Source organism: Kitasatospora sp. NPDC059160, assembly GCF_042755465.1.
GTDB lineage: Bacteria > Actinomycetota > Actinomycetes > Streptomycetales > Streptomycetaceae > Kitasatospora.
Genome location: NZ_JBHZCN010000087.1, coordinates 24,345 through 40,546, shown reverse-complemented (window position 1 = coordinate 40,546; position 16,202 = coordinate 24,345). Strand labels below are relative to the sequence as shown.

General features: G+C 72.3%; 19 protein-coding genes. 12 read left to right on the top strand and 7 right to left on the bottom strand.

Translation table 11 applies throughout. The features are described from left to right. The first annotated feature begins 152 nt into the window (after window positions 1-152). Together ACFXOZ_RS31030 and ACFXOZ_RS31025 are read left to right on the top strand one after the other, a co-directional pair. Window positions 153-1,187: a hypothetical protein gene (locus ACFXOZ_RS31030; protein WP_380522379.1), complete on the top strand. Its 1,035-nt coding sequence runs from the start codon at window positions 153-155 to the stop codon at window positions 1,185-1,187. Beyond that, window positions 1,187-1,591: a hypothetical protein gene (locus ACFXOZ_RS31025; protein ID WP_380522378.1), complete on the top strand. Its 405-nt coding sequence runs from the start codon at window positions 1,187-1,189 to the stop codon at window positions 1,589-1,591. The genes ACFXOZ_RS31030 and ACFXOZ_RS31025 overlap by 1 nt, the downstream gene beginning before the upstream one ends. A gap of 218 nt (window positions 1,592-1,809) precedes the next feature. Here the strand turns inward: ACFXOZ_RS31025 and ACFXOZ_RS31020 are convergent, their stop codons facing one another. After that, window positions 1,810-2,355 (bottom strand): M35 family metallo-endopeptidase, encoded by a 546-nt coding sequence (locus ACFXOZ_RS31020; RefSeq protein WP_380522376.1) that lies wholly within the window; start codon window positions 2,353-2,355, stop codon window positions 1,810-1,812. 472 nt (window positions 2,356-2,827) lie between these two features. Here ACFXOZ_RS31020 and ACFXOZ_RS31015 point away from each other — a divergent pair, with 472 nt between their 5' ends. The 4 genes from ACFXOZ_RS31015 to ACFXOZ_RS31000 all read left to right on the top strand — a co-directional run bounded on the left by ACFXOZ_RS31015 (window position 2,828) and on the right by ACFXOZ_RS31000 (window position 5,556). Continuing rightward, window positions 2,828-3,064, top strand: coding sequence for a hypothetical protein (locus ACFXOZ_RS31015; RefSeq protein WP_380593449.1), 237 nt, complete (start codon window positions 2,828-2,830; stop codon window positions 3,062-3,064). An 87-nt stretch (window positions 3,065-3,151) separates the two neighbouring features. After that, on the top strand, window positions 3,152-4,366 hold the full coding sequence (locus ACFXOZ_RS31010) for a hypothetical protein (RefSeq protein WP_380593448.1): 1,215 nt from the start codon (window positions 3,152-3,154) through the stop codon (window positions 4,364-4,366). Between the two features lie 128 nt (window positions 4,367-4,494). Then, entirely contained in the window at window positions 4,495-4,761 is a 267-nt protein-coding gene (locus ACFXOZ_RS31005; protein ID WP_380593447.1) for a hypothetical protein, read from the top strand. Between the two features lie 189 nt (window positions 4,762-4,950). Continuing rightward, on the top strand, window positions 4,951-5,556 hold the full coding sequence (locus ACFXOZ_RS31000) for a hypothetical protein (protein WP_380593446.1): 606 nt from the start codon (window positions 4,951-4,953) through the stop codon (window positions 5,554-5,556). Here the strand turns inward: ACFXOZ_RS31000 and ACFXOZ_RS30995 are convergent. Then, entirely contained in the window at window positions 5,531-5,863 is a 333-nt protein-coding gene (locus ACFXOZ_RS30995) for a hypothetical protein (RefSeq protein ID WP_380593445.1), read from the bottom strand. The genes ACFXOZ_RS31000 and ACFXOZ_RS30995 overlap by 26 nt on opposite strands. 121 nt (window positions 5,864-5,984) lie before the next feature. Here ACFXOZ_RS30995 and ACFXOZ_RS30990 point away from each other — a divergent pair, with 121 nt between their 5' ends. After that, a complete protein-coding gene (locus ACFXOZ_RS30990; protein ID WP_380593444.1) occupies window positions 5,985-6,491 on the top strand; it encodes a hypothetical protein in 507 nt (168 codons plus the stop codon). Window positions 6,492-6,508: 17 nt separating this feature from the next. Here ACFXOZ_RS30990 and ACFXOZ_RS30985 read toward each other — a convergent pair whose 3' ends face one another. Both ACFXOZ_RS30985 and ACFXOZ_RS30980 read right to left on the bottom strand, forming a co-directional pair. Next, a complete protein-coding gene (locus ACFXOZ_RS30985) occupies window positions 6,509-7,459 on the bottom strand; it encodes a hypothetical protein (RefSeq protein ID WP_380593443.1) in 951 nt (316 codons plus the stop codon). 63 nt (window positions 7,460-7,522) lie between these two features. After that, complete coding sequence (locus ACFXOZ_RS30980) at window positions 7,523-8,068, bottom strand: hypothetical protein (protein WP_380593442.1); 546 nt, start codon at window positions 8,066-8,068, stop codon at window positions 7,523-7,525. A gap of 298 nt (window positions 8,069-8,366) precedes the next feature. On the opposite strand from ACFXOZ_RS30980, the gene ACFXOZ_RS30975 reads away from it, so the two are divergent. Next, window positions 8,367-8,777 carry a hypothetical protein gene (locus tag ACFXOZ_RS30975; protein WP_380593441.1) on the top strand — a complete coding sequence of 137 codons (411 nt, stop codon included), beginning with the start codon at window positions 8,367-8,369 and terminating at the stop codon, window positions 8,775-8,777. Between the two features lie 9 nt (window positions 8,778-8,786). Here the strand turns inward: ACFXOZ_RS30975 and ACFXOZ_RS30970 are convergent, their stop codons facing one another. The 3 genes from ACFXOZ_RS30970 to ACFXOZ_RS30960 are packed head-to-tail and all read right to left on the bottom strand — an operon-like array spanning window position 8,787 to window position 10,774. Continuing rightward, the gene (locus ACFXOZ_RS30970) at window positions 8,787-9,686 is read right to left on the bottom strand and encodes a DNA ligase (protein WP_380593440.1); all 900 of its coding nucleotides are present in this window, start codon (window positions 9,684-9,686) and stop codon (window positions 8,787-8,789) included. 57 nt (window positions 9,687-9,743) lie between these two features. Further along, window positions 9,744-10,457: a hypothetical protein gene (locus ACFXOZ_RS30965; RefSeq protein ID WP_380593439.1), complete on the bottom strand. Its 714-nt coding sequence runs from the start codon at window positions 10,455-10,457 to the stop codon at window positions 9,744-9,746. Further along, a complete protein-coding gene (locus ACFXOZ_RS30960; RefSeq protein WP_380593438.1) occupies window positions 10,454-10,774 on the bottom strand; it encodes a hypothetical protein in 321 nt (106 codons plus the stop codon). Before ACFXOZ_RS30960 ends, ACFXOZ_RS30965 begins: the two co-directional genes overlap by 4 nt. A 252-nt stretch (window positions 10,775-11,026) precedes the next feature. On the opposite strand from ACFXOZ_RS30960, the gene ACFXOZ_RS30955 reads away from it, so the two are divergent. The 4 genes from ACFXOZ_RS30955 to ACFXOZ_RS30940 all read left to right on the top strand — a co-directional run bounded on the left by ACFXOZ_RS30955 (window position 11,027) and on the right by ACFXOZ_RS30940 (window position 16,117). Beyond that, window positions 11,027-12,232 (top strand): hypothetical protein, encoded by a 1,206-nt coding sequence (locus ACFXOZ_RS30955; protein WP_380593437.1) that lies wholly within the window; start codon window positions 11,027-11,029, stop codon window positions 12,230-12,232. Window positions 12,233-12,297: 65 nt separating this feature from the next. Continuing rightward, window positions 12,298-14,019 (top strand): type I-E CRISPR-associated protein Cse1/CasA, encoded by a 1,722-nt coding sequence (gene casA, locus ACFXOZ_RS30950; protein WP_380593436.1) that lies wholly within the window; start codon window positions 12,298-12,300, stop codon window positions 14,017-14,019. 251 nt (window positions 14,020-14,270) lie between these two features. After that, entirely contained in the window at window positions 14,271-14,960 is a 690-nt protein-coding gene (locus ACFXOZ_RS30945) for a hypothetical protein (RefSeq protein WP_380593435.1), read from the top strand. Window positions 14,961-15,040: 80 nt separating this feature from the next. Further along, complete coding sequence (locus ACFXOZ_RS30940; protein ID WP_380593434.1) at window positions 15,041-16,117, top strand: hypothetical protein; 1,077 nt, start codon at window positions 15,041-15,043, stop codon at window positions 16,115-16,117. Window positions 16,118-16,202 lie beyond the last annotated feature (85 nt).

The window sequence follows — 16,202 nt, the reverse complement described above, 5'->3', positions numbered from 1 at the left end:
GACCTCGTCGTTGCGGAAGTGGCTCTGGACCTGGGCCGAAGGCGGCGATGTCTGGCGCGAGGTTCTGGACCGCTGACTGCTCGCCTCCGTTCCAGAGAGGTGCCGAGGTCCTCGTCTCGGCCGCACCGAACCCGAGATCGATCGAAGGAATAGTGCATGGTCGGAATAACCCCCTCCCGCCAGTAGTCCAGGAAATCCGCCGCGGCGCGCTCACCCAGCACTACGGGGCACCCGCCATCGCCTCCACCCTGGTCAAGGGCAGGGCGGACGCCCCGCGCGAGCACTGGTGGATCATCGAACCCGTCGCCCAAGCCGTCGCCTTGGCCGAACGCCTGTCCTGGCACGAGACCCACGTCTTCGCCAGCCTCGTCCCGCCGGCCGACGACAGCAAGCACGACGTCGCCAAGGGCTTCATCCCGCGCGACGACATCGACCACTTCATCAAGACCGTCAACGCCACCGCCGCCCGCACCGGCCTGGAACCCATCCCCGAGGCGCTCGTGCGACCGCACATGTTCCGCCGCACCATGTCGGTCATCACCCGGCAGGAACCCGACGGTGAGATCGCCAACGGCCTCCAGCTCAAGCACGCGGCCCGCCGGGCCCTGGCCAACGCCGTCACCGCAGCCTACGGACAGACCGACACCCAGTGGGCCAAGGAGTTCAACATCGAACTGGAGACCGCCGCCGCCGAACGCCTCACCGCCATGCTCCGCGCCCGCCGCACCGGCCAGGCGGTCGCGGTCGGGCCCGGCGCCCACCGCCTCCACACCGGACTCGACAAGGTCAACACCCAACTCGACCAGGCCGGTCAGGCCCTGCGGGCCACCGCCGCAGACCAGCGCCTGGAGGTCAGCCTGCTGCGGGACGAGTTCGCCGACCTGCACCTGGGCACGATCAACCACTGCCTGTGGAACCAGGCCACCGCCGAGTGCCAGAACGCCCTGCCCGAACAACAGCGCGGCAACCAGCCGCTGCTGGGCGCCTGCCAGCCGGCCCGGTGCCGCAACTCCGTCCTGACGATCAAGCACGCCCCGATCTGGCGCCTCGAAGAGCAGGACCTCACCCAACGGTTGACGACCAAGCTCCCCGCCCCGCGCCGGGTCCTGATCGAGAACCGGCTCGCGGACGTCCGCGCGGTCACCGCCCACTTCGACCAGCTCGACCCGACCGAGGAAGGTGCCTGATGCCCGTCTCGCCCGCCACCGAGGCCAAGCTCCGTGCCGCCATGCACCGGCTGTTGGACGGCCGGGCCGAGCGCACCGACGGTGCCCTCACGAAGGAGAACCTGGCCCGTGAGGCCGGCGTCAGCCACGCCACCGTCCACCGCGCCGGCACTGTCCTCGCCGACTGGGACGCCCGCGTCGCCCGTCCCGTCCTGCGGACCCCCGGCGAAGTCCGCCGTGACGAGGAGATCACAGAACTCCGCCGACAGCTCCGAGAGTCCAAGCAGAACGTCACCCTGCTGCAGAACAAACTCGACGCCCTGGCCACCGTGACCGCCAACCTCTACCACGAGAACCAGGCCCTCAAGCAGGACCGCACCCGGCGCACTCGCCCGGCACTCGCCGCCATCCCCGCACCCGGCTGACGAGAACCTCGGACGGATCCGCCTGCAGCCACAGGCCAACGCCCACGACGTCCCAGGCGAAAACCACCGGACCGCACGGCAGCGGCCCCGCAGCGATCGTGCCGACATACCGACGCGGCAGGCGACTGAGCCCGCGAACTAGGGAGGGGTCGATGCCCCGGGCAGTGGGCGGGCCAGCCGCACCCAGCGGCTACCCCGCCCACTGCCGGCAGGAGTTCTTAGTTCAGGTTGGTCGAGTTCATCACGAAATGCCGGTAAGAATCCGCGTTGCGGAGGGCTTCCTTCGGATCCTTTGCGGCCAACATCTTGCAGGCGCCTTCGTCATAGGCCAACGTCGCGGTGGCACCCGTGCTGGTGAACTGGGTGGCGAGACTCACCAGCGCGCCCGCCTGCAGCAGCGGCGGGAGCGTGAAGAAGTACGGGTAGAGGCCCACCTCGCCGTACGTGTCCGGAGAAACGGTACCGATCCGAGCCTGTCCGTCCTGAATCTTGTTTTCAGGCTCGCGACGGAAGGTGAAATCGGGGATCGTCGACAAGCCCGAACCACCGCCGGCCAGTCGAAGGATAACTCCCGAGACTGTCTTGGCACTGGTGGCGTCCGGCGTTCCGAACCACTCCTTGAACCGCGGTGAGGTGCGCTGCAGTCCTTGAAGGTAGCTGTACGTCGCCTCCACGTTGGCGTGCGCGCTCGCGGCTGCTGTCGTCACCGCCTTCTGCTCGGCGGTGCTCATGGCCACAAAACGTGACGAATCCGGACTGGTCATACCACTTCCTCCACGAGTACGAGGGTCGCTCCACCGCCACGGAAATGACCTCGCGCCGCAGCCGACTTCGACTCCGCGTGCAGCGTCAACTTCCACCCTCTCGGGATAGTCGCCGGGCCGATGGAGTCGTTGTCGTCCGGCAGGCCGGTGTCGCGGACGGTGCGCTTCGGGATCCTGTCCGTGCTGCCGTGGTCGTCGTGAGTGGTCACGTGGCCGTCAACCATCGTCCCCTCGGCTTCCTCCGGCTGGCACAAGACGAACGCGACCCTAGAGATCGCGGGGCCTCGCAGTGGCGGAACCACTCGATAGATCACTCGTTCGAGTGAACATGATCGAAAGGCTCACAGATTCACAACGAAACCTGAGACACCCGGTGCCGACAACCCACCACGGCTGATGCTCCCTCGACATCGGCGCCCTGCGACAGAAGCACCCATGAGACACCTGAACCGTTCATAAGCTGGGACAGGTCATGGCGGTCATGGTCTGGCGGGAGGAGGACCTGGTGCCGCTGCACGAAGAGCTGGTGGACTGCCGGCGCGGCGCTCCGACGCCCGGCCACGACACAGAGTGCATCTGCCTGGGCACCGGCTTCATCCGCGAGCGAGGCGAGCGGCTTCTGTGCCTCGGGCCCGTCGACGACACCCTCACCGCGCCAGTCCCCTCGCAGAACGACACCGAGCACCCTCTCCGTGGCGAGCCCCGCTGAACCCGGCCCGCACGACACCGAACCGCTGCGCCGCCTTCGGCGCCGACGCACACCCAACCATGACTGAAAGTCAGGAGTGATCTACAGATGGCAATCGAGATTGTCGTTCCGCAGGTCCAGCAGGCCCTCTACGCGGCGCCGCAGGTCGCCGTCACGCCGGTGGCCGAGGTGATCTCGTCCGTCTCGGTCCGCTACCCGAGGTTCTCCGCCGGCCACTACCAGCAGATCCTCCTGGACACCCGGACCGGCGAGCTGCGCCTCTTCGAGAATCCCGAGCACCTGGAGCCCTGGAACCCGGCCTGGACGTCCGCCAGCGACGTTCCCCGCGAGACGTGGCTGCGGTGGCACCCCGGCACGCACTTCTCCCACCGGGGGCCGCACATGTGGTTCCAGCCGGTGCCGGAGCTGCTGACCTGGGTCATCGACTCCGGCGTCAAGGAGCTGCCCTACCTCGGGGTCCAAGACGCCAACCGGCTGCTGGAGGAACTCGCCCCGCACGCCCAGGCCCTGCTGGACGGCCTCTTCCAGGCCAGTGGGGAACTGGACTGGTCGGCCGCTGCCGCCCGGGCCGGGCGCACCATCGGCCGCCTGTGCGGCCGGCACCGCCGAGCCGAGCCCGCGACTGCGGACGCCGACCTCGTCGACTACGCCGACATCGTGGCCTGCTTCCCGCAGGTCTACCAGCCGGGAGTGCTCGGAGCCGGACGGAACGCGCTCGCCTACGAGTGCGAGGCCATCACGCGCTTCCTGGGCCACAACGAGCACTGGCACCCGGAGATCAAGAAGGTCTACGGCTGCCCGGCCGACGACGGGACGTACGTCTACCTAGAGGTCCTGGGCGTGCGGTCCTGGTACCGGACGATCCTGCTCGGGGGCGACCCGCGCCCCGTCATGGTGTGCGCGGACTGGGACGCCGAGCACCAAGCCCTCGCCTTCGGCCGCATCACCTCGATGACCACCAACGCCGGGCTCACGTCCTGGGCCGCGCGCGAGACCGCCCACGCCGGGGAGGCCGGCGTCCGCCTCCTGGACGCGCTGGAAGCCGCTCATGCCCACCGGACCGCTCTGCGCGAACAGGACTGGAACCGCCTGGCAGTGACCGGCGCCGACATCGCGGAGATGAAGGCCGAAGCGGCGACCGGCGCCGACGTCGAGGGCCTGGAGGCCGAGCAGGTGGAGCTCATCGGCCGCGCCATCGCCTGCGGCCATACCGACAGTTCGATCGCCCGGCGGGCCCGGACCAGCGAGCAGGCCGTCACCCGCCTCCGCAGCAAGGCCAGCGGGCGCCCTGCGGCACTCTGAATACCTGCCCTCTCGCCTCTGAACAGTCGGTGGCCATGCTCAACGAGCGAGCGCGGGCGGGGAGATCCGCCCCGCTCCCCAGCGCATCACCGTCCATCGGCGCCCCAGCCCGATCGAAGGGAAACACGATGACCGGAATTCTGCTGGTTGCCGTGCTCGGCAGCCTCACCACCCTTGCTGTAGTAGCCGCTGCGGCACGGCGGCGGGCGAGGACGGAACCGCGTTGCGACTGGTGCGCGACCCAGTCCGGTGGCTGGGTGGTCCGAGGCCACGACGCCTCGACCTGTCGCGGCTACATCCTGGACGTACGCCGACACGACCCCGGCGCCTTCGGCGACAGCTACCGCACGGGCGAGGCGATCACGCTCCGCCGTGCCTCCGCCGCGCAGGACTGACGAACGCCCGCTGCCACCGGCCAGCATGAGACAAGGCGGTTCCAGCCGTTCCAACGGTTGGGACCGCCTTTTGCGTTTCGGGTGAGGTGACCGAGGCCACATGCCCACTGCTCAGTGCTGGGCAGCCTCACCCCGTCGCGCGCACCACCGCGCCTCCCACCCGGCCCGCTGCGCACCGTTATCGCCCCCGTGTGGCTGTTCAACATCGTTGTCCAGCACACCGCCGGCAGCGTGCTCGCCGTCGGGCCGTCAACCCTGGTCGTGCAGCAGCCCCGCCCGCTGCGTTGGCACCTCTTCGGCGTGCTCGTGCTCCTGCCCGCCGCCGTCGCCGGCATGCTCGCCCTGATGGTCCCGCCCGGCATCGCGGCGGCCTGCGCCGCCGAGGCCCTCGCCGGACCCCTCGCGGCCCGCATCGCCGGGCCCGCCGTCCTCGCCGTGGAACTCGCCGCGCTCGTCTGGCAGCTCGTGCACCTCGTCGACTCGGCCCGACGCGGCGCCGAACTCCACCGCGTCATCACGCCCCTGCGCCGTACCGCACCGTGGGGCGCAGTCGGCGGCCTGGCCGGCGGCCGGGACGGACAAGCGACACGCGACCTGGTCCGCCAGACCCTCGCATGGGCCGACGAGCAGGGCCTCGGGCTTGCGGCCGTCGCCGCCAACGACCGACTCCACCGCCTCTACCTCCGCGGCGGCTTCCACCCCGTCCACCCCGGCTCGCCGGTCCTGCTGCGCCCGCCCGCGCTCCTCGCGGCCCCGGAGCCGTCGCCCCTCACGCCAGAGCGGACAGCGAGATGAGCCCGGCCACCGTCACGAACCACAGCACCTCGCCCACCGGCGGACGCCACGTCTCGTGCACTCCCCGGGCGCTCAGCGCCATCAGCAACAGCAGCAGGCCCGGGAACAGCGCCAGCGGCCACGGCAGGTCCAGGACGGCGGCCTGACCGATCAGCCGCGACACCTCCCGCGCCGACCTCCCCGCCAGCACCCCGACCGGCACCGCCAGGAGCAGCCACGCCAGCAGCCGACGTCCGGCCCGCCTTGGATCACCACCCCAGGCCCGGGCGCGTGCGAGAAGCAGGGACGAACCCCGAGAAGTCGTCACCTTCCCAGGCTGCCAGGCGCACCCGGGCCCGGCACCCGGTACGCCACCGTCCGACAGGACGGCCCCGGCCGAACCACCCTGAGGATTCAACGGGCCCGTGCTGCTTCGCTAGGGTTCGCCCGTGATTTGGAAGAACGAGATAGGTCTCGGAGACCTGATAGCACTCGCCGCGATTGTCCTGGCGATGCGGCAGCTGGTGACCTCGCGGAGGGATCTTGTCGCCGAGAGGCGGGCCGACTTCTACCTCGGGGAGCTGATGGCCATCTCGATCGCCATGGGCCCGGTACCCGAGGCGTTCCTCAAGAGCAGGGACCTGGCCCTGCGCCTGGCGGTACTGCCCGAACACCACCTCCTGCTGATGCGAGAACTCGCGCAGGACGAGACGGGCGCGGCGCTGGCCCGGGTGAACGATGAGATGAACGCTGCGTCCGGCAGTCCGTCCGTTGACTGGCAGGACTACCTCAGGGGCCGTTGTATGGACGACGTGGAAGCCGCCGTGGCCGACGTGCTAGAGACCACGAACAGGCCCGGGCCGCTGCGGCGGCTGTGGAAGTGGGCCTGCGGCCACGTGCGGCGGCTGTGGAACTGGGCCCGAAGCCACGTGCGGCGGTCCCGCGGTCAGGCGTAAACGTCCTCGCCCGGCCGTCAGGCGTCCTCCGGCCACACGTCGCGCAGGACGACCGTTCGGCGTACGCCCGCGTCCATCATGGCCCGCGCCCGGTGCTGGCCGTTGACGTAGGTGCCGTCATCGTCCGGCATGATCGCCAGGCCGAGGGAGAACAGCGATCGCAGCACCTCGCGCTGCCAGTTGTCCGCCCCGGCCGCCCGGGCGCGCTTGTCGGCGACGCGGACCATGTCCTTGGCCTCGACGCCGGCCTCGGTGCCCTCGGCGAGGATCGCGATCGCCAGCGCGTTGACGGCGTGCCAGTCGCCCCGGTGGTACCAGCAGCAGGTTCGACCCGCGCGCACCGGCACCAGGCGCCGCCACCAGGGAACCCGCCGGGAAGCGCCCGCCGGCATGCACTCGGGCGTACGAAACGGCCGCGGCGTGCCGAGCCGGGACACCTCCATCACCTCGAACCGCTTCTCGGGCTCCGGCGGCAGCTCACGCGGGACGTAGCCCTCGCCCCGGTCCTCGGCCACCGGCCCGCCGACGAGCTCGGCCATCTGCCCGGAGGTGATCGACCGCCACTGCGGGCCGCGCAGCCGGTACGGACCGGCCTCCCGGAACGTCACGAGCTCGAACTCCTCGGGCATCCCGAACCTCCCGTCGAACAGCTGCCGCTGTACCCACAACGGCGGGAGCTCCTCGCCCGGGCACAGCCGCTCCCACACCGCCTCGGCGTACCGCTCCGCCCCGTTGGTCAACCCCGGGCCCTCGTGCATGGTCTGGGTGGCCACCGCGACCGGCCGCAGCCCCTCGCCGGTGAACAACTGCACCCGGAACGACGACGGCAGACCGCCCCCGTCGTCGATCCGGAACATGTGCTCGTCCACGGTGCGCACCCGGGCGCCAGCGAGCCGCAGCGCCGCCCGTACCGATCCCCGAGCCTGCTCGGATTCCCCCGGCCCGGGGTTGAGGAGTTCGTCGTCCATCCCCAGATCATCCCGGCCGCCGCCGACACGGGGGCGCGCACAGCCGTCACAGGCAACCTGCGGTCACTGCCCGGCGGTCGGCATGGAGGCGGCCTCCAAGTTGTCGGGGTGGGTGAAGCCCTCCCAGTCCTGCATGGGGATGGGTTGCGGTGGCGGCCACGACCCGGCGTCTTCCGGCACCGGCCAGAGCGGGACGGTGGACGTGTTCGCCGGGAACGGCACCAGCACCCTCCCCTCGTCGAGAGGGCCGACCCTGAGAACCTGCATGACCAGGTAGCCGACGCGAAGCGTGGCAATGTACGCGTGGCCGCCCGGCATCGCGAACGCCGGGCACAGGAACTCCGCCATCAAGGCGACCGGACCATGCTCCGGCGGAGCCGCCATCCCCAAGCGGGCAACCATGTGGCGGGTGGGCCTGCGCTGCTCGTAGAAGTCCGTGAAGTCGCCGGGCGGGACTATCGCCTGGGAGCTGTAGGCGGCGGCGGACATGAGGATGGTCTTGAGCGACCACGCCGCCAGAGCACCGCGTGCGGACGCGTCAAGCACCACGTTCTCGCCTTTGATCATCGCGGGCAGAAGGTCCTGAACGCTCGTCTCCAGCGCGCTCATCCAACCGTTGTTGCACGGCCCGCACGGAGCCTTGACGGTGCCAGTCAGAAGCCTCTGCCTGTGCGTGAGCGCGCCGGCCTCCGACGCCCGCACGGCCACGCCGTGCTTCAAGTCCCCAGGGTCAAAGGCCGCCTTGAGCCACCGAGGTAGGACGTGCTCCGCGGTAACCGGGCCGCCGCCGCAGAAGACACAGGTGCGAGACATGGCCCCAAACCTACGGGCCCAGCCGCAAGCCTCCAAGGCGCGCCCACCGCCCCGGGAGGCATCACGCAACCCTCCCCCGCTCGTTGAGCCCGACGTGACCCGAACTCCACGCCGCGCCCTCGGCCTCGGCCCCGACTCCCCCGCCGCCCGCCCGCAACGCGCCCCGGCGTGGCTGCCCCGGCCAGCACCCGAACCCGCCACCCCGGCCCACGACGCCGAGCAGGCCCTCGACGCCATCGCCGCGCTGCGCCTGATCCGCACCCCCGCGGCCGCCGTCGAGTCCGCACTCCTCCTCGCCCGCGCCCTCCTCGCCCGCCCCGCCGAGGACCCCACGATCCGAGAGATCGCCGAAGGTCTGGCCGCCGTCCTCCCGCAGTACCTCGCCGCCGCCCGCCCGCAGCCGGCCGCCAGCGTCACCCCGCTGCGCGCCGTGCCCACCGCCACCGTGTCCACCACCGGCGCCGCCGCCGGGATGGCGCCCAAGCCCACCGCGCGGCGGCGGTAGCAGCGCGTGCTACTCGGGCGGCCGCATCCTGACGAACCGCACCCGCCCGTGACGGCCGGAGCCGAGCAGCACCTCGGCCGCCGGCCGCGGCCCCGCCACCCAGTGCACCCCGGCCCGCTCGGAGTCGGGACGCAGCCGCCCTCGCACCGCCTGCGCCACCTGGCGGGCCTGCACGGCGGTCAGGCGCGGCGACGTGGTCACCTGACGCCCGTCCGGAAGCCGGGCGAGCACCACCTCGGGACGGTCCGGGGCACCGACGACCCCGGCGAGCTCGACGTCGGCCGTCTCCGCGTGCCGGACCTTCACCCACGAAGACGACTCCGGCCGGTACGGCGACGCGGCCGCCTTGCACACCAGACCCTCGACCCCGGAACCGTGCAGATCCCGGTACCAGCCGAGCGCCGTATCCCGGCTCCTGGTCGCCATGACCCGCTCGACCGGCGGCCGGGCGCCGGTGAGCACCTCGGCCAGCAGCCCGTGACGCTCGACCAGCGGCAGGCCGCGCACGTCCCGGCCCGGCACCGCCAGGACGTCCCATACGACGTAGCTCACCGCGACCCGGTCCGCCGCCCGCGCCCCCGCCGAGCGCAGCAGCTCCGTGAACGCGAGCCGTCCGCCCCGGTACGCGCACAGCTCGCCGTCGAGGACGACGCCCGGCGCGAGCAGCTCCGCCAGCGCCGGCAGCACCTCGGGGAAGCGCCCGTGCAACGGCCGTCCGCGCCGCGACCACAGCTCGACCCCGGCCTCGGTGCGCACCATGCAGCACCGGATGCCGTCGACCTTGATCTCGTACACGACTCCGCCGGGCATACCGTCCTCGGCGGGCAGCACCGGCACCAACCGGGGCTGCATCAGCGGCACCGGCGGGCGAACGGCGACCGGGTCCGGCGCCTTGCGTCGCGTGGGCACCCTTCCATCGTCGCGCACCCCCGGCCGCGACGGGGCCGCCCGCCGCCACCGGGCGCACTACGCCGACGCCAGCCCGATCCGCGGCACCGGCTCGATCCGGGCCGCCGACTCCACTGCGCTCACGCCGCCGCACTCGTCCGGCAGCAGCAGCCGGGCGCTGCGTCCCCGCGCCGCGCGCCCACGCCCCGTGCAATGAACTGAGATCTCGCGGCTGGACAGCTGTCCCCATCCCTGGCCAACGCCGGCCCAGACCGGATCTGAGACGCTCAGGCTCAGCGCGGCCCCCCGCCACCGGGCGGAGGTCAGCATCGTGGTCCCGGTCGTGCGCAGCCGGGCGGCGATCCGTTCGACCTGCCGGCCCGGCAGGGTGGCCGGCGGTTCGGTCAGGATCAGATCGCAGGCCCCGGCCAGAATCGACACCACCTCGGCCCACTGCTCCCCGGGGAGGTCGTCCACCAGGAGCGTGCGCTCCCACGGCATCCCGTACCCCCGCATGCCGGCGAGGCCGAGGTCGGGCAGCCCCACAACCGCCGACCAGGTCACCGCCGTCGCCGAGGCCGGCCCCGCTGCCAGCGCCAGCAGAAGGCTCGCGCTGCCGAGGACCTCGACCGTCTCGCCGCGGGGGAGCCGGCCGTCCGGCAGCACGGCGGCGAGCGCGGGCAGCACCGGGCGGGTCTGCGCCTCGACCCTCGCTCGGCGCGCGGCCGGGCTGGTCTCCGCGAGGAGCTCGGCGAGCCCCGGTCGCCCGGGCAGGGGAACGGGGGCGGTCACCGGCTGTCCTCGGTGACGCGATCGGCCGGGTTGTCGCGCTGCGGCAGCACCGGTTTCAGGGCCCCGCCCTTGTAGTGGACCCACGCCGCCTCGGCCGGGGCCCACTGCACGCGCGCCGCCCACTGGCCGGGGCGGCGCAGCAGGCGCCAGCCGGTCACCACCGCAGGGTGCCAGATGCCGGCGTAGAGCACCCACACGGCGACCAGGTCCGGCACGAGCTCGCCGACAGCGGCGGCGAGGTCGTTCTCGTTGACCCGGCGGACGCCGCGCCACGTGCGAGGGCCGGTGGCATCGAACGGGGAGGGGCGGCAGTGCATACCCACATCATCTCGTACACGTGTGCGAATACCGACCCGCCCCGCCTGTTCGCCTGCAACGCTGCCGTCCGACTTCCCATAGCGGCGCCCCGGAGGGCCCGCGAGGCGGGTCCGGCGGTATGGCTCCACTCCGGGCTCACGCCCGTTCGAGTGAATGACGGATGATCCGTCATTGGGTGGTTGTCTCGCTCTTCGCCGGGTGCTAGCGTCATGAATGACGGAAGGTCCGTCATTCGAATTCGGGAGTCTCTGATGGCGACGCGCGCACTGACCACGGCCGAGGCCTCGGGCCTCGGCTTCGACACGTCCGACCCGGCCGCCGGGGCGCTGCGGCACATCGACATCGGGACCATGGCCAACGGCTACCCCTCGGACCTGGTGGTCGCCAGGGTGGAGGGCGGCTGGATCTGGCACTTCGGCGAGGAGGCAATCCTCTGCGACAGCGAGGCCGAGGCCGACGCCCTGTTCGACAGGGACCTCACCCAACTCGTCCGGGACTGCGCCGACCCCTTCGAGAAGGGCGGGAGCGACTTCCTGTGGGACACCGCCGACGTCCTCATCGCCACGGTCGGGTACGAGGAGTACGGCGATGGCGCGTACTGCGTCTCACGGATCGACGGCACGGTGTCGTGGACCACCCACACGTCGCGGGAGAAGGCCGTCGAAGAGGCCCTGGAGCTGGCCGCCGGCCTGCTGGACGAGGCGCTGCCTGCCGACCCGCGGGCGCCGCTCGCCCGCTACGTGGTCCGGGCCCGGGTTTACCTGGCCCTCAGCTCAGGGGACGGACTGGCCGGCCCGGACGGCTTCTGCGAGCAGTTCGACGCTGCGGAAGACGACACCTGGTTCCCCAACGACCACCAGGGCGTGGCCATGGCCCGGGTCGGCACCTGGTGGGTCGTCGCGACCAACGACAGCGTCAACGGCGACTACCTCGCCTTCTCGCTGCACGAGGACGAGGACGAGGCCCGGACGGAGCTGACCCGCGGCATCGGCGCCTATTACAAGGGGGCCGAGGACATCGCCTACGACTGGACGGCCTTCGACGGGACGGCCTTCGTCCGCGCGGCACCGGTCGCAGAGCAGAGCCACACGTACGCCGTCGTGGCTGTCCTCGGCGACCGGGAGTCGGTGCTGCTGACCGTCGACGGCCGGAGCGAAGCCGCCACGAGGGCGGCCGAGACCCTCGCCCAGTACGCCGCTCGGACGCCCGTGCCCACCGAAGCGGACGACACCCAGACGGCGATCCAGTACCAGGCCATGCAGCGTCGGGTACTCCAGGACACGGTCGCAGCGCTCGCCGACTGCGAGGCCCTCCTCGGGGACGCGATCCGGCGGGCCGACTTGGAAGGGCTCTACGGCCGCGGCCGGGACCTCACCTGGATCCAGGTCGCCCACCGCCTCGGCGTCGTCCGGGACACCGTGCAGGAGATCCGCAACGGGAACGCCTGGAAGAACTGACCACCCGCCACCATCTGCCCCTCGGGCGGGCCGCGAGGCCCGCCCGTTCCTCCCAGAGGAGAGCCGTGACACCGTCGTTCAACCTCTCCGAGAGCGGATGGCTGCCCGTCCGCGACCTCGACACCGGTACCCACCGCGAAGTGGGACTACGCGAGGCCTTGGTGCGGGCCCACCGCCTGCATCTCGCGTTGGTCCCCGGCCAGGAACTCGCGGTGCTGCTAAGGGTGCTGCTGGCCGCCTACGACGCCGCCGCCGGGCCGGCCGACACCGCCCAGTGGCAGCACGCCCGGCGGGCCGAGACCCTCGACACCACCCGCATCGACGCCTACCTCGACCAGTGGCACCACCGCCTCGACCTGTTCGACCCGAAGCACCCCGCCTTCCAGAACCCCCACCTGACGGAGTACCCGCGCGGCCCCGAGGTCCTGCACCCCTCCTACCTGATGAGCGAGACCGGACGGAACTTCTTCGGCCGGGACACGACCGGCCCCGGCACGCCGCCGCTGCCGGCTCCCCTTGCCGCCCGCCGCCTGCTGGTCCTGCTCGGCTACGACGTGTCCAGCATCAAGGCGGCGGCCGGAGGCGGACGGACGTACGGCGCCCAGGTCCCCCCGGCCGCGGACAGCGTCCACGTCAGCGTCGACGGCAACCTGAACCTCAAAGACCTGCTGCTGCTCAACCTGCCCCCGCAGCCGCGCACTCCGGGGGACCGGCCGGTCTGGGAACAGGCCACACAACCGCCGGCCACCGGCGAGGCCCGGGCAGCGCTCGGCCGCATGGACCTGTGGACCTGGCCCGCGCGCAGCATGCGCCTGCACGCCGACGACAACGGCGACGTCACCGCCGTCGCCTGGCACGACGGCACCCGGCTGGAGGGCAAGGCCGCCGAACGCTGGACCACACAGCGGGCCCTGGACCCGCTCACCGCCTGGCGCACGACGAAAAGCCTCGGCATCACAGCCCCAGCGCTGGCCACCGACCAGCACGGCACGATCCCGCCCTGGACCGGGGTCCTGCTCATGTCCTCCCACCACGGCCCCGCCGTCCTGCAACACCTGCGCGCCGCCTGCGAACGCGGCGACATCCCAGGCGACACACCGCTGCGCCTGGCCGTCTCCGACCTGACGCACGGCAACGAGCACCGCACGACGGTGGCCTGTGTTCCGGCGGCCTCCGTGGCGATCGGCCGTGCCCGGCTCTGGCAGGGTGAGGACGCGAGGCGGCGGGACCTGCTCGCGTGGGCGGCCGGCATGCCCGAGATGACCGTGCGCGCCATGCGCCACGGCGTGCACGCCGCGGGCCTGCCGGACCACCTCGCGAAGGAGAACCTCAACGTCAACCCGGACGATGCAGCGTGGCGGCGGCTGGTCGACGCAGTCGACAGCGAACCCGACCCCGGCCTCTACGAGTCCTGGCGCAGCCACCTGCTGACGCACGACCTCCGCCGGTGCATGGACGCCCTGCCCCCGACATCCCGCAACACCGGGATCAAGGCCGGGATCATCGCTGAGCAGGAGCTTCGACGGCTGGCCGGCAAGGCCTGTGTGCTCAAGTACGCGGCCGAGTTCGCCGCCGCCACCGGCGCACGGCCGGCCCCGGCGAGACCAGCCGCCGCCCGCGGCCGGGCCTACACCGCCTGGGGCGAGAGCAAGACCCTGCCCGAGTGGGCCGACGACGGCAGGTGCCTCGTCGCCCTGGCCACCTTGCGCCAGCGCATGCGCAACGAGGAAATGGACCTGGAGGCCGCCCTCACCACCCCCAGCCAGAAGGCCAGGACCGCCCAGTAGCCGTGGTCCACGGCCCGCTGACCGGCTGCCTGTCAGCGGCTGACCGTACGCTGGGCCCGGTGACGGCCACCGACACCGGCCCAGCACCCACGCGGCGCACACGCCGCCGCCCCTTCCCTGCCTTGCAGGGCCGCGCAGCTCCCACCGCAGCGCGTGATCCCCGGAGCACCGGGGACGCCGGACCATCCTCCGGCCCGCCCCGCCCCGGCACGCCCGTGCCCGGGACCGGTCACGCACCCAGGGAGCACACCGTGGCGTACGACGACGACCATGACCGGCGCAACGCCGAGGCCGCTGCCGAGGCTGACAAGAACGGCTGGCCCGCCCTGACCGGCAGCTACAAACAGGCCGACTGGGCAACCACCATCCGCAGCGGCGTCCTGGCGACGCTTCGGGAACTGGTCGGCCCCTTCCAGGCCGCCCACTTCCCCGGCCGCCCCCGCGTCGCCGAGGAACTGACGGACATCCTGCTCGGACGGACGGGCGCGCCCTGGTGGATCGAGCTGAGGGAGATGGGGCCGGTCTCCCTGGCCGCCGGCGTCGACCTGCCCCGCGTGCTGAGGGCGCTGGATGCGATGCCCGCCCTGGACACCGGCCTCCCCCACACCTCCGCCCAGGTCTACGTGCCCGTCCAGTACACCGAAGGCGCCCCCTGGCCCCGGGTCGACACCGTCCGGGGCGCGGTCTGCTCCTGCGGCTGGTCCTGCGGCACCGTCGCCGGCGCCTTCGAGTCCTTCACGCTGTTGCCCAGGCACATCCAGGCACTGCCCCGAGAGGACCTCGTCACCGTCGCCCAAGCGCACCCCGAGACGCCCCACGGCTGCCCCGACTCGGTCGGCACGGGTGGCCATGTGGTGCCCTACGCCGGGTGCTCGACCCAGAACATCATCCGCACCTACGTCGAGTCCCTCCGCAGGAAGAAGGAACGCGCCGGCCACTGACGCCGGCCTCAAGCCCGAGGGTGGGGCCGGACACATCCGGCCCCACCCTCACGGCAACCCCCCGACACCGAGGAGTCCAGGTGCCCGCTCCGCTCTCCCCGCTCCCGGCCGGGACCCACTGTTCGGCCGTCACCGTCGCCACCCCCACCGGCCCCGCGGCCAAATGGGCGTTGTGGACCGACCGCCTGACCGTGTTCTGCCACGGATGCGGCTACGAGATCCCCCTCGTGGTGACGGAGCCGCCCGTCCGTCTGACCCCCGGCACGCTCACCGCCGTCGAGGTCCCGGAGCTCCGGCACCACTGCGGAGCCACGAACGTCCCCTACTGGCAGGTCGTCGCCGCCGCCGACCGGGTCCCGGCGGCGGCCGCCGAACTCACGGCCAGGCGCCGACGACGCCTGGCCGAACTCCGCGCCGAGCTGCGCCGCCGTACCGCGATCGTCCTGCGGGACGTCACCACCGGACGGCGGCCCCGGGATCCGCAGGGGTACCGGCTCGACATCGCGCAGACCCTCGCCACCGTCGGCACCGACGACCAGGGGTGGTACGCCTGGACGCTCGATCCGGAACAACCAGGTCTCGACACCATGATCACGGTCCGCCCCCGCGACCTGCCCGAGCTCCTCCCGGGCTACCTCCCGCCGCGTCCCGAGGGAGGACCGACCATCGGCCGCCTGCCCCCCGGCACTCCGGAGCCCGCCTACGACGGTCCGACGTGGGAGATCAGCGCCCTCGAACCCGGCGACGAGGACGAGCCGCCGGTCGAGCGCTGGCAGCCGGGGGACATCCTGCGGGTGCGGGTCCGAGACCAGGCGCCGGAGCCCGCGCCCCCGACCGCCGCCCCTCTCGCCCCGGACCTGCCCGCCGACTTCCAGATCGACCTGACGGCCATCCTCCGCCCACCCCCCACAGAGCCGGCCGTTCCGACGGACGCGCCCGGGTACCGCAGGCTCTCCCCCTCAGTCGTCAGCATCATTGCGACCGTGGCCTCCGTCGACCTACCAGCCTGGGAGGAGGCCAGCGATGACAGAGGCCTGGACGACGAGTGGACAGGCTGGTACTTAAGCGCCCACGTCAGGCCCGCAACGCAGCACGAGGCCGCCGCCTACCAAGCCGCAGCGGCAGGTGCCACGCGGTCGAGAGGGAGCACGAGGTGAGGGTGCCGGCCGTGCCGTACGTCCTCGGCGCCTTGGGCGCCCCGGACGGGACCTGGATCGTGCCGCGGCCCTCCTCGACGACGTC